At 69.9% G+C, this 13,259-nt stretch carries 8 protein-coding genes; 4 read left to right on the forward strand and 4 right to left on the reverse strand.

The genetic code is table 11. The features are described 5' to 3' along the window. Positions 1 to 217 precede the first annotated feature (217 nt). Positions 218 to 2,419, reverse strand: a complete 2,202-nt coding sequence (locus ASG48_RS05790) for an FAD-dependent oxidoreductase (RefSeq protein ID WP_055846597.1) — start codon at positions 2,417 to 2,419, stop codon at positions 218 to 220. 161 nt (positions 2,420 to 2,580) lie between these two features. Between ASG48_RS05790 and ASG48_RS05795 the strand changes: the two genes are divergently transcribed. Beyond that, the gene (locus ASG48_RS05795) at positions 2,581 to 3,366 is read left to right on the forward strand and encodes an EAL domain-containing protein (RefSeq protein ID WP_055846599.1); all 786 of its coding nucleotides are present in this window, start codon (positions 2,581 to 2,583) and stop codon (positions 3,364 to 3,366) included. A gap of 16 nt (positions 3,367 to 3,382) precedes the next feature. Here the strand turns inward: ASG48_RS05795 and ASG48_RS05800 are convergent, their stop codons facing one another. From ASG48_RS05800 to ASG48_RS05810, 3 genes are all read right to left on the reverse strand, one after another. Continuing rightward, positions 3,383 to 4,591 carry an acetyl-CoA C-acetyltransferase gene (locus ASG48_RS05800; RefSeq protein ID WP_055846602.1) on the reverse strand — a complete coding sequence of 403 codons (1,209 nt, stop codon included), beginning with the start codon at positions 4,589 to 4,591 and terminating at the stop codon, positions 3,383 to 3,385. A gap of 188 nt (positions 4,592 to 4,779) precedes the next feature. Next, a complete protein-coding gene (locus ASG48_RS05805; RefSeq protein ID WP_055847894.1) occupies positions 4,780 to 6,567 on the reverse strand; it encodes an acyl-CoA dehydrogenase C-terminal domain-containing protein in 1,788 nt (595 codons plus the stop codon). Between the two features lie 412 nt (positions 6,568 to 6,979). Then, positions 6,980 to 7,450, reverse strand: a complete 471-nt coding sequence (locus tag ASG48_RS05810; protein WP_082529271.1) for a MerR family DNA-binding transcriptional regulator — start codon at positions 7,448 to 7,450, stop codon at positions 6,980 to 6,982. 277 nt (positions 7,451 to 7,727) lie between these two features. Between ASG48_RS05810 and ASG48_RS05815 the strand changes: the two genes are divergently transcribed. The 3 genes from ASG48_RS05815 (at position 7,728) to ASG48_RS05825 (ending at position 13,245) form a co-directional block, all read left to right on the forward strand. Further along, positions 7,728 to 11,384, forward strand: coding sequence for a peptidoglycan-binding protein (locus ASG48_RS05815; RefSeq protein WP_055846605.1), 3,657 nt, complete (start codon positions 7,728 to 7,730; stop codon positions 11,382 to 11,384). Positions 11,385 to 11,518: 134 nt separating this feature from the next. Next, positions 11,519 to 12,448, forward strand: a complete 930-nt coding sequence (locus ASG48_RS05820; RefSeq protein WP_055846609.1) for a sulfite exporter TauE/SafE family protein — start codon at positions 11,519 to 11,521, stop codon at positions 12,446 to 12,448. Continuing rightward, the gene (locus ASG48_RS05825) at positions 12,445 to 13,245 is read left to right on the forward strand and encodes a TIGR02186 family protein (protein WP_055846612.1); all 801 of its coding nucleotides are present in this window, start codon (positions 12,445 to 12,447) and stop codon (positions 13,243 to 13,245) included. The genes ASG48_RS05820 and ASG48_RS05825 overlap by 4 nt, the downstream gene beginning before the upstream one ends. The last annotated feature ends 14 nt before the right edge of the window (positions 13,246 to 13,259 follow it).

Consider the following 13,259-nt stretch of genomic DNA (forward strand, 5'->3'; position numbering starts at 1 on the left):
AGCCGTCGCGAACCCGTCCATGATCTCAGCTAGAGAGACCGATTATGGCCGATCGAAGTTGCCGGGGTAAAGAGACCTGCTGCAATGCGGTCGCTACTTTCCCGAGCGTTTCACAAGCCTGACGAAAGTTTGGGCGCCCTGGCGGCAAGTGCAAACCGCGCCGACCGGTGTATTTCCGGCGTCCGGACGGGCTGATGCCCGCCCGGACATATTTTCGTTACGCGGCCTCGGCGGCGGCCTGTCCGAAGCGGCCGTAGAACGTCTCGCCTTTCGCGGCCATCTCCTTCAGCAGCGGCGTCGGCGCGAATCGCTCGCCGTGGCGGGCGGCGAGCCTCTCGCACAGCGCGACGAAGGCTTTCGTGCCCATGCCGTCGATGTAGGAGATCGTGCCGCCGGTATAGGGGGCGAAGCCGAAACCGAGGATGGAACCGAGATCGGCCTCGCGCGGATCGGTCACGACGCCTTCCTCCATCGTGCGGGCCGCCTCGTGCGCCATGGTCACGAGGAAACGCTGCTTGAGCTCCTCGAAATCCACCTCGTCCGGCCGCTTCTGCGGATACATCTCCTTCAGGCCCGGCCAGAGATGCTTCTTGGCCGGCTTCTGCGGATAGTCGTAGAAGCCCTTGCCGGCCTTGCGGCCGAAGCGCCCGGCCTCGTTCATGGTCTGGATCAGCTTCAGCTGCTTGGCGTCCACCGCCTCGGGGCCGAGATCGGCGATCGTCGCCTTCATGATCTTCAGCGCCAGATCCACCGCCGTCTCGTCGGTGAGGGCGAGCGGGCCGACGGGCATGCCCGCGAACTTCGCCGCGTTCTCGATCATCGCCGGCGGCACGCCCTCGACCAGCATGTCGAAGGCCTCCGACATGTAGCGAAGGACGCAGCGGTTGGCGAAGAAGCCGCGCGTGTCGTTGACGACGATCGGCGTCTTGCGGATGGCGCGCACGAAGTCGAGCGCGACGGCGAGCGCGCGGTCGCCGGTCTTCTCGCCGAGGATGATCTCGGTCAGCATCATCCGGTCGACGGGCGAGAAGAAGTGGATGCCGATGAAGCGCTCCTGGTCGGGGAAGGCCTCGGCCAGGCTGGTGATCGGGATGGTCGAGGTGTTGGAGGCATAGATCGCGTCCTCGCGAAGGACGGCCGCGACCTTTCGGGTCACCTCCGCCTTCACGCCCTTGTCCTCGAACACGGCCTCCACCACGAGATCGGCGTCGCGCAGCGCCTCGTAGTCCGGCGTCGCCACGATACGGGCCAGGACCGCCTCGGCCGCCTCCTTCGTGGAGCGCCCCTTGGCGACGGCGCCTTCGAGAAGCGACTGCGAATGGGCGCGCCCCTTGTCGGCGGCCGCCTGGTCTCGGTCGATGAGGACGACGTTCAGCCCGCCGAGCGCGGCGACATAGGCGATGCCGGCGCCCATGAAGCCGGCCCCGACGATGCCGACCGTCTTCAGCGTCAGCGCCGGCACGGAGGCCGGGCGACGGGCGCCCTTGTTCAGCGCCTGCAGCGAGACGAAGAGCGAGCGGATCATCATCGCCGCCTCGGTCGTCTGCAGCACTTCGGTGAAGTAACGCTGCTCGACCTTCAGCGCCGCGTCCATCGGCAGGAGCAGGCCCTCGTAGACGCATTTCACGATGGCGCGGGCGCCGGGATAGTTGTCGTTCGTCTCCTTGCGGTAGAGCGAGGCGACCGCCGGCCAGACCTGCGCGCCGGCGGGCGAGTAGACCGGGCCGGACGGCAGCTTGTAGCCCTTGGCGTCCCACGGTTTCACGGCGGAGAGGCCGCCGGCGATCATCGCCTTGGCGGCGCCGATCAGGTCCGCCTGCGGCACCACGGCGTCGACCAGCTTCATGCCCTTGGCCTTGGCGGCCGAGAGCGTCTCGCCCTTCAGCAGCATCTGCAGCGCGCTCTGCGTGTCGGCGAGGCGCGGCACGCGCTGCGTGCCGCCGGCGCCGGGGAAGATGCCGACCTTCACTTCGGGCAGGCCCATCTTGGCCTCCTCGGCCGCCACGCGCCCGTGGCAGGCGAGCGCGAGTTCGAAGCCGCCGCCCATGCAGGTACCGTTGATGGCGCAGACGAAGGGCTTGCCGCAGGTCTCGAGCCGCCGGTAGATCGCCGACATATGGCCGGCGCGCTCGAAGAGCTCGGCGACGGCGGCCTGCGGGTCGCTCGCCTTCTTCGCCTCGAAGGCGTCGAACATGCCGCGCAGCATCTTCAGGTCGGCCCCGCCGGTGAAGGAGCCCTTCTTGCCGGACGTGATGACCGCGCCCTTGATCGCGGCGTCTGCGGCGATCGTCTCGATAAGCGCCGCCAGCTCGGCCATGACCGCCTCGGTGAAGACGTTCATCGACCGGTCTTCCATGTCCCAGGTGACGAGCGCGATGCCGTCGGCATCGGTCTCAAGGGTGAAGCTCTTCTCGCTCAACGTCTCATCCTCCCGAATGAAGAGGCGCGGCCCTGTGGCCGGCCATTGAAAATCGTCTCGGTCGCGATGGAATCCGCGGCCGTAAAGCCCATGCCGTTAAGAGTTGAAGAAGAGGCTGCGTCATAGACTTGCAAGCGATCGTCTTCAACGGAACTTCCGCCATGTCCACTTCGTGCCAGGGTTGCCAGACCTCGCAGCCTCTCGACTTCGAATTCTCCATGGCGTTCCAGCCGATCGTCGATATCGGCAGCGAGCGGGTCTGGGGCTACGAGGCGCTGATCCGCGGCCTGAACGGCGAGGGGGCCTATGCCATGCTCTCGCAGGTCAAGCCCGACCAGCGCTACCGCTTCGACCAGGCCTGCCGCGTGAAGGCGATCGAACTCGCCTCGCGCCTCTTCCCCGCCGGCGAGAAGATGCGCCTGTCCATTAACTTCATGCCGAACGCGGTCTACGAGCCCGCCGCCTGCCTGCGCGCGACGCTCGCCGCCGCGAGGCGCCATGCCTTCCCGCTGCAGGACATGATGTTCGAGTTCACCGAGGACGAGGAGATCGTGGACACGAATCATCTCACCACCATCCTCACCGAATACCGCCGGCAGGGCTTCATCACCGCCATCGACGATTTCGGCGCGGGCTTCGCCGGTCTCGGCCTTCTCGCCGATTTCCAGCCCGACCTCATCAAGCTCGACATGAAGCTGGTGCGCGGCATCGACACGAGCCGTCCGCGCCAGATCATCGTGGCCGCGACCGCCACGGTCGCGCGCCAGCTCGGCATCACCGTGCTCGCCGAAGGCATCGAGACGGCGGCCGAGGCCTTCGTCCTGAAGGCCGCCGGCATCGACCTGATGCAGGGCTACTACTTCGCCAAGCCGGAATTCGAGCGCCTGCCAACGGTCACCGCCGGCGTGGCGATGCCGCAGGCGACCCACGAGGCGCTCTACGCCTGAGGGGCCCGGCGTCACCTCACACCCTCTCGATGATCGTCGCCGTGCCCATGCCGGCGCCGATGCACAGCGTGACGAGGGCCGTCGTCTTGTCCTGGCGCTCCAGCTCGTCGAGCACGGTGCCCAGGATGATCGCGCCCGTGGCGCCCAGCGGGTGGCCCATGGCGATGGCGCCGCCGTTGACGTTCATGCGCTCGGGATCGATCTCGAAGGCCTGCAGATAGCGCAGCACGACCGCGGCGAAGGCCTCGTTCAGCTCGAAGAGATCGATGTCGGACAGCTGCATGCCCGCGCGGGACAGGAGCTTCCGCGTCACGTCCACCGGGCCGGTCAGCATCAGGGCCGGGTCGGAGCCGATATTGGCGAAATGGGTGACGCGCGCGCGCGGCTTCATGCCGAAGGCCTCGCCCGCGGCCCTGGAGCCGAGCAGGACGGCGGCCGCCCCGTCGACGATGCCCGACGAGTTGCCGGCATGGTGGACGTGGTTCACCGCCTCGATCTCGGGATGGGCCTGGATGCCCACCGCGTCGTAGCCGCCCATCTCGCCGGGCATGGTGAAGGCCGGATTCAGCGAGCCCAGCGACTGCATGTCGGTCGAGGGCCGCATATGCTCGTCGCGGTCGAGGATGGTGAGGCCGTTCTGGTCCTTCACCGGCACGACGGATCTGGCGAAGCGCCCCTCGCTCCAGGCGCGCGCGGCGCGCTTCTGGCTCTCGACGGCATAGGCGTCGACGTCGTCGCGCCCGAACCCGTATTTCGTCGCGATGAGGTCGGCCGAGACGCCCTGCGGCATGAAATAGGCGGGAATGGCGACCGAGGGGTCCATGTACCAGGCGCCGCCCGACATGCCCATGCCGACGCGCGACATGGATTCGACGCCGCCCGCGATGACGAGGTCGTCCGCCCCTTGCGCGATCTTGGCAGCGCCGAGATTGACCGCGTCGAGCCCGGAGGCGCAGAAGCGCGAGATCTGCAGGCCCGGCGCCGAGAAGGCGTAGCCGGCCTCGAAGGCCGCCGACTTCGGGATCACCGAGCCCGCCTCGCCGACGGGATCGACGCAGCCGAAGATGATGTCGTCGACCTTCGCCGTGTCGATGCCGTTGCGCTCGCGCAGCGCTTCCAGCACGCGGGCGCCCAGGCGCACGGCCGGCACCTCGTGCAGCGCGCCGTCCTTCTTGCCGCGGCCCCGGGGCGTGCGGACATGGTCGTAGATGTAGGCTTCCGTCATGCTCGGACCTCCCCGTCCTGTCGGTCTTCGAAGCCGGACGCGATCCCGCCACGGGGTCGCGTCCGGCTCGTGGATTGGTGTGAGACCTAGGGCGTGTCCGGCGCGTTCGCAGTCGCCGGAGATGGCCCAGATCGCGGGAACGGCCGCCCGCCCGATGGCGAGGCGCGCCCGTCCCGTCCTGGAATGTCCTAGAAGGCCGCCGCGTCCAAGGCCATCATGGACGAGGCGCCCGTCGAGAGGCGGGCGAGATGGGCCGCGGTCTCGGGCATCAGTCGGTCCATGAAGAAGCGCGCGGTCACGCGCTTGGCTTCGAGGAAGGCCGCATCGTGCTCGCCGCCCTCGGCGAGCTTGTCGCCGGCGACCTTGGCCATGCGCGCCGACATATGGCCGAGGGCGACGAGGCCGAGAAGATGCATGTAGTCGGTGGCGGCCGCGCCCGCATCCTGCGGGCGGGACATGCCGTTCTGCATCAGCCAGGCGGTCGCCCGTCCCAGATCGTCGAGCCCCTTCTTCAGCGCCTTGGTGAGCGGCGCCATCGCCTCGTCCGCGCGGTTCTCCTCGCAGAAGCGGCCGACCTCGCCGATGAAGGCCTGGAGCGCGCGGCCGCCGTTCATCGCGAGCTTGCGACCGACGAGGTCGAGCGCCTGGATGCCGTTGGCGCCCTCGTAGATCTGCGCGATGCGCGCGTCGCGCACGAACTGCTCCATGCCCCATTCGCGGATATAGCCGTGCCCGCCGAAGACCTGCTGGGCGAGGACGCAATTGTCGAAGCCCCGGTCGGTGAGGACGCCCTTGATGACAGGTGTCAGCAGGCCCATCCGGTCGTCGGCCGCCTGCCGCTCGGCGGCGTCCGGCGAGCGGTGCGAGAGATCGCCCTTCAGCGCCGTGTCGAGGATCAGCGCGCGGCCGGCCTCGTTGACGGCGCGGATGGTCATGAGCATGCGGCGCACGTCGGGATGGACGATGATCGGATCGGCGCCCGCGCCGCCGTCATTGGCCGCGCGGCCCTGCCGGCGCTCGCGGGCATAGGCGACGGCGTTCTGGTAGGCGATCTCGGAAACCGCCAGACCCTGCACGCCGACGCCGAGGCGGGCCTCGTTCATCATCGTGAACATGGCCCTCAGACCCTTGTGCGCCTCGCCGAGGAGGAAGCCCGTCGCCCCGTCGTAGTTCATCACGCAGGTGGCGTTGCCGTGGATGCCCATCTTCTCCTCCAGCGCGCCGCAGGAGACCGCGTTGCGCGCGCCCGGACGGCCGGACTCGTCGAGAAGGAATTTCGGCACCACGAAGAGCGAGATGCCCTTGACGCCGGCCGGCGCCCCCTCGATGCGGGCGAGGACCAGATGGATGACGTTGTCGGACAGGTCGTGCTCGCCGGCGGAGATGAAGATCTTCTGCCCGCTGATCGAGAAGCGTCCGTCGTCCTGCGGCACGGCGCGGGTGCGCAGAAGGCCGAGATCCGTGCCGCAATGGGGCTCGGTGAGGTTCATCGTGCCGGTCCAGGTGCCCTCGATCATCGCGGGCAGGTAGGCCTTTTTCTGCGCCGGGTCGCCATGGGCCGAGATCGCCGCGATCGCGCCGGCGGTGAGGCCGGGATACATGGCGAAGGCCATGTTGGCCGAGGACATGAATTCCGAGACGGCGGTCGCCAGCGTATGGGGAAGACCCTGGCCGCCGAAGTCGGGATCGGCCGAGAGCGCGCCCCAGCCGCCTTCGCGCCAGGCCTCGTAGGCGGCCTTGAAGCCTGCCGGCGTCGTGACCGAACCGTCGGCATGGCGGGTGCAGCCCTGCGCGTCGCCCACGGCGTTCAGGGGGAGGAGGATATCCTGCGCGACGCGCGCCGATTCCGACAGGACCGCCTCGACGATGTCGGGCGTCGCGTCGGAGAAGCCGGGCAGATTGGCATGGCGCTGCATCGACAGGACGTCGTTGAGGACGAAGAGCGTGTCGGCGACCGGCGCGGTATAGGTCGGCATCTGATCCTCCATCATATCCGAGCTTCGATCATCGCTGACTTTGACGTAAACGTCAAACGGCCATCGTCGGTCGATCGCCCGACGGGTGGCGGCGAACATGCGGATCGGTAGAGTGGAGGAGGCGGGCTTCGGGGGCCAAGCGTGCGCGCGGTGTCACGCCGCCGGAGGCCGGGCTGGCGGGACGACCGGTCGCGCCGAGCGCTCCCGTCCTGTGCATTCGCCTTCGGCCGGGGAGAAGCGGGCAGGGCGCCCGGCAGGTCCCTGGAGCGGGCTTGCCCGCTCCGTCGGCGCCGCCGTGGCGACGCCGGGTCCCCGGTGTCCGGGGAGGCCGGGCTGCGCGCGCCGCAGAAGGGGCGAGCGTCCGGCGGTCTCTGTCGCGAAGGCCGCGGCGCGACCGCGACCCGGCGCAGACCTAGTCCGCGATCTTCTTGAGCTGTTCGCGCACGAAGTCAATCGAGATCGTCATGTCGCGGATGGCCGCTTCGATCTCGGCCTTCTGGTCTTGCAGAACCTTCTGCTGCTCGACGAAACGCTCGAGCGCGACTTCGTATTGCTTTCGGCGTCCGTCCGGCTGGGCATAGATCTCTATGATCTGCTTGGCCTCGGTGAGGGAGAAGCCGAGGCTCTTGCCGAGCAGGATCAGGCGTAGTCTCGCGCGGTCCCGGCGTGAATAGAGGCGCGTCGTGCCGCGTCTCTGCGGCGAGAGAAGGCCGCGATCCTCGTAGAACCGCAGCGTGCGCAAGGTCACTCCGAACTCGCGCGAGAGATCGCCGATCTTGAAGACTTCGCGCTCGTCCTTCTCCTCTTCCTTCTTGCCGAGAAGGAAGTCGATATCGAGCCGCGCGTCTTCTTCCGGCTGCTCTGCCGCTGTGGAATGAGCCATTCTACGTCCTGTATGCGATAGGCCGAATCGTCCGGCTGAGGGGGAGGTGCCGCGGCCATTCGGATTTGTTCGAATAGAACGCCGAATACGGCACTTACAAGACAAGGGGACGAATTATCGCTCCAGCCTCGGTTGAGCTTCGGTGGCTACCAACGCGTAAATCCGCCCTGTTCCGGTCCGTTCGATCGCGCAGACGCGGCTCTGGCAATGCGGGCTGCCCGCTGCGCCGCCTGGCCGATTGGAGGACCGCGTGGGACAGACGATACGGAGAGCCGAGATGGGCGAAGGGTCGACGGGCGCTCCCGATCACGTCACGCCGGCCTCGCAGGACACGTCCTCCCTCGCAACGCTGAGCCGTACGCTGGAACAGCTGGAGGCCCGGCTGGCAAGTCTCGCCTCGCGCCGCGCCGCGCCCCCGGCCGCAACCCCGTCGCCCGAGCCGGCGGAGGCCGCCGATCCCGCCCGCGCCGCGCTCTCCGACGCCGTGTCGCAGATCGTCATGCGCCAGAAGATGCTCGACGGCGGCGCGCCCCTGACGCCGCGCCCGCGCATGCCCAACGACATCGCCGACCTCGCCGAGCGGCTGCAGGGCCTGACCGCGCAGGGCGACGGCAATGCCGCTCTCTCGGGCGTCTTCCAGGAACTCCAGCTCATCCGCCAGGAGATGAAGGCGGACGTCGCCACCCGCCTCGACACCCAGTTCGCCGACATGCGCGCGGCCTTCGACGCGCTGGCCGCGATGATCGAGGGCAAGGCGAGCGCGGCGGCCATCGCCGCCGAGATCACCCAGCTCGACAGCGGCCTGCAGGCCATGGAGGGCGAGGGCGCCGACGAGGTGACGATCGGCTCGCTGCGCCGCGAATTGCGCACCATGGGCGAACTCGTCGCCGGCACGGCGCGCGAGGACAGCGTGCAGACCGTGAACCGGCGCTGGGACGCGCTCGAGGAGCGCTTCGCCGGACAGGCGGAGGAGGAGATCCTCGCCAAGCGCGATCTCCGGCAGGAGCTGGAGATGCTGCGCGCCTCGCTCGGCGGGCTGGCTAGCGGCGAGCAGGTCAAGGCGGTCGAGCGGCGCTGGGACGATCTGGAGGATCGCCTCGCGGCCGGCGGCACCGCGCCGGACGGCGGCGGGGCGCTGAGCGACCTTCTCAAGGGCGAGATCGAGAAGCTCGGCGGCAAGCTGGAGACGCTCGCCACCGACAGTTCCCTCAAGGCCGTCGAGGCGCGCTGGGGCGCGCTCGAGGAGCGCTTCGCCGGCCGCGAGATCGAGACGAAGATGGAGGCGATGGCCGCGCGCATCGCCGAGCTCGAATCCTCGCTCGCACGCCTGCCCGACAGCCTGCCCATCGCGAGCCTCGAGCAGCGCGTGCGCTCGCTCGCGGTCAATGTCGAGGCGCTGGTGCGCCACGCCGAAGAGCCGGACGTGGAGCATTTCCTGGCGCTCGAGGAGCGGCTGGACGAGATTTCCCGCGCCATCGTCTCCTCCGCCGCAAGGCCGGCGGCGATCGTCGACATGAGCCCGGTGGAGCGCATCGAGGCCCGCCTGCAGACGCTCTCGGCCCGCGTTGACGACATGGCCTCCGAGAGCCTGACGCAGGAGCTCGCCGAGCGCCTGCAGGCCTTCGGCACCCAGCTCGACGCCCTGGCGAGCGGCCCCGCGGCCGTCGACACGAGCGGCATCGAGGCCCGGCTGACGGTGCTGATGGCACGCCTGGAAGACGTCGCCGCCTCGCGGGTCGACGAGGACGTGGTGCGCACGCTGGAAGCGCAGATCGTGCAGCTGTCGCAGCGCATCGGCGAGAGCGGCGTCTCGGGCGCGGTGGATCCCGAGATCGACCGGCGCCTCGCCGCCGTCGAACGGCGCCTCGACGAGAATCGCGACCAGATCCTCGTGGCGGCCCGCGCGGCGGCCGACGAGGCGGTGCGCCAAGTCCTGGAGAGCGGCGACCAGCGCGAGGGCCTGCATATCGCGCGCCTGTCCGAGGACCTGCGCTCGCTGGAGGCGCTGTCGCGCGCGGCCGACAAGCGCTCGAGCGACTTCTTCGAGATCGTCCACGAGACGCTGGTGCGCCTCGTCGGCCGCATCGACGAGATCGAGGCCGAGATCGTGACGCCGTCGCGCGGCCGTGGCGGCAAGGCGGCGAAGGCCGCCAGGGCGCGAGGCGAGGCCGCGCCCGCCGTATCGCCGGCCGTCGTCGCTCCGGACCTGCCGGCCGGGGCGGGCGCGCCGTCCGCTGCCGCGCCGCGCGGGCTCTCGGCCCTCGCGCGCCATCTTCCGTTCCGCAAGGGCGCCAGACCCGACGACGGTTCCCCGACGGGCCTTGCCGAGCCGCAGGGCGAGGTCGCGCTCGTCGAACGGCCGACCCGCGCGCCCGAGCCCATCGGCACCGTCGAGGCTCCCTCGGTCGACGCCGCCGACCTCCTCGCCTCGGCCGAGGTGAACCGCCCGCTCGCCATCGGCTCCGGCGCGCCCGACATCGCCGCGCTCATCGAGCGTGCCCGCGCCCAGCAGCGCGAGCGCTCCGGCGAGACGGTCGCTCCGGCCGCCGCCGCCGCCGACCACATCACGGCCGCCCGCCGCGCCGCGATGGCGGCCGCGTCCGAGGTGGAGAAGCTTCGCGGCGAGGCCATGGCCCAGCCGTCCGGCGGCCTCGCCTCCTTCGTCTCGCGCAGCCGCAAGCCGATCCTGATGGCGGTCGGCGCCGTGCTCCTGGCCATGATGGCCGTGCCGCTCGGCAAGATGCTGATGGCGCCCGCGCAGATCGAGGCGACCGACGTCCCGGTGGAGGCGACGCCGGCGCTGCCCGCCGAGCCCGCGAGCGTCGATGCCGCGGCGCAGACGCCGGCCGCGCCGGCCGAGATGCCGGCGACGGAGGCTTCGACGCCGCAGATGCCGACGGCCGCGAGCTCCGACGTCTCGACCGCGCCTGCCGAGCCGGCGCCGGTCCAGCCCGCGCCGCTGTCTCAGGAACCGGCCGCCGCGCTTGCCGCGCCCTTCGTCTCCCCGACGATCGACGCCGCCGCGCCCCTGCCGGCCGTCGGCGCGGCCGCCCGGGCCGCTTCGCTCGCCGAACTGCCGGCCGATGCCGGCACGCCGCAGCTTCGCGCGGCGGTGGAGCGGGGCGAGCCCAAGGCGCTGTTCGAAGTGGGCCTGCGCCTCATGGAAGGCCGCTACGGCGATCCCAATCCCAAGGCGGCGGTCGGCTGGTTCGAGCAGTCGGCGACGCTCGGCTTCGCGCCGGCGCAGTACAGCCTCGGCACGCTCTACGAGAAGGGCAACGGCGTCGCGCAGGATACGGTGAAGGCGCGCGACTGGTATCTGGCCGCCGCCCGCAGCGGCAATGTGCGCGCCATGCACAATCTGGCCGTGCTCTATGCCACCGGCGTCGACGGCGCGTCCGATCCGCAGGAGGCCGCCAGCTGGTTCCGCCAGGCCGCCGAATACGGCATGACGGACAGCCAGTACAATCTCGGCATCCTCTACGCCCGCGGCGCCGGCCTGCCGCAGGATTTCGCCGAATCCTACCGCTGGTTCTCCATCGTCGCCCTTCGCGGCGACAAGGATGCCGACGCCAAGCGCGACGAGGTGCGCAAGACCCTGTCGCCGGAGAAGGTGGCCGAGATCGACGCCGCCGTGGCCGCCTACGCTCCCAAGGCCCGCGACGAGGCGGCCAACACGGTGGACGTGCCGAAGGAATGGGCGTTGAACGTCGACGCCGGGCAGCTGACCGCGACGGTGGACATGAAGCGCGCCATCCGCAACGTGCAGGCCATCCTCGGCAAGCTCGGCTATCAGGCCGGCACGCCGGACGGGGTGATCGGGGCGCGCACGACCGAGGCGATCCGCGCCTTCCAGAAGGACGCGGGCCTGACCGTGACGGGCCAGGTGGACGAGCCCCTCGTGCGCGCGCTTCTCGCCCGCAAGGACGGCTGAGCGGGACGCCCGGAACGGGATCCGAGACGACCGCGCTGCGGTGCAGCGCGGCCATTTGACAGGCGAGGGGGTTCGGGCGAAGACGGGAGACGCCGATCTCTCAGCTCTTCCCGCATGGAAAGCGCGAGCCTCACGTGAACCTCTACCTCCCGATCGCGGAACTCTCCGTCAACGTCTTCGTGCTGATCGGCATGGGGGCGGCGGTCGGGTTCCTCTCCGGGCTCTTCGGTGTCGGCGGCGGCTTCCTCATCACGCCGCTCCTCATCTTCTACAACATCCCGCCGGCCGTGGCCGTGGCGACAGGCGCAAACCAGGTCATCGCCGCCTCCTTCTCGGGCGCGCTGGCGCACTACAAGCGCGGCACGGTCGATCTCAAGCTCGGCACGATGCTGCTCGTCGGCGGCGCGCTCGGCTCGGTGGTCGGCGTCGCGATCTTCACGTTCCTGCGGCGCGCCGGCCAGCTCGATCTCATCGTCTCGCTCCTCTATGTCGTGTTTCTCGGCGGTGTCGGCGGGCTGATGCTGGTGGAGAGCATCCAGTCGATCCGCCGCTCCGCCAAGGGCGGCTCGGGCGAGTTCCGGCGCTCGGGCAAGCACAACTGGGTGCATGGCCTGCCGCTGAAGATGCGCTTCCAGCGCTCCAAGCTCTACGTCTCGGTGATCCCCGTCCTCGGGCTCGGCTTCTTCATCGGCATCCTGGCGGCCGTCATGGGGGTGGGCGGCGGCTTCATCATGGTGCCGGCGATGATCTATCTCCTGCGCGTGCCGACGAGCGTCGTGGTGGGCACCTCGCTCTTCCAGATCATGTTCACCGCCGCCGTCACGACGGTGCTGCAGGCGGCGACGAACACCACGATCGACGTCGTGCTCGCCTTCCTCCTGATGATCGGCGGCGTCATCGGCGCCCAGTTCGGGGCGGAGGCCGGGCGCAAGCTGCGCGGCGACCAGCTGCGGGCGCTCCTGGCGCTCCTCGTCCTCTCCGTCGGCCTCCGACTCGGCGTGGAACTCGTGCTGCCGCCGGGCGAGCCCTTCTCCATCAGCCTGCCGAGCGGCGAGACCGGATGAGCCCGCGCCCCGCCCTCGCGCGCCTTGCCGTCGCCGCCGCCTTTCTCGGGCTCGCCCCTCAGCCGGCTCTCGCGCAGATCGGCGAGGAGACGTTCGAGATCGGCCTCTCCACGGACCGCATCGGCATCACCTCCGACTTCGCGGGCACGCGCCTCGTCGTCTTCGGCGTCCTCGACGATGCCGACGAGAAGCTGCGCCAGCAGCAGCGCTACGACATCGTCGTCGCCCTCGTCGGTCCGCGCCGGCCGGTCGTGGTGCGCGAGAAGGAGCGCGTTCTCGGCCTGTGGATGAACCGCAGCTCCGAGCGCTTCAACGCCGCGCCGTCCTCCTACGCGCTCGCCGCCACGCGGCCTCTGCGCGACCTGTCGCGGCCCGATCTGCGGCTCCAGCTCTCCATCGGCATCGACGACCTTCTCCTCAACACGGGCGCCGCGGGCGCGGCGAGCGTGGCGCCCAATCGCGACGAATACGCCACCGCCCTGCGCCGCATCCGCACGTCGCAGGGGCTCTACAACCAGACCTTCGGGACGGTGGAGTTCATCAGCCGCACGCTCTTCCGCGCCGAGCTGCAACTGCCGGCCGACCTGCCGGTCGGCTCGCACACGGCGCGCGCCTATCTCTTCCGCAGCGGCGAGTTCATCGCCGAAAGCTCCGAGCGCCTCACCGTGGTGAAGACGGGCTTCGAGAGCTTCGTCTCCGATTTCGCCACGCGCTACGGCACGCTCTACGGCCTCTTCGCCGTGGCGCTCGCCGTCTTCACCGGCTGGATCGGCCGGCTGATGTTCAAGCGGGACTGACGTTCCGCCGGCTT

It is taken from the genome of Aurantimonas sp. Leaf443 (genome assembly GCF_001425575.1).
Classification (GTDB): domain Bacteria; phylum Pseudomonadota; class Alphaproteobacteria; order Rhizobiales; family Rhizobiaceae; genus Leaf443.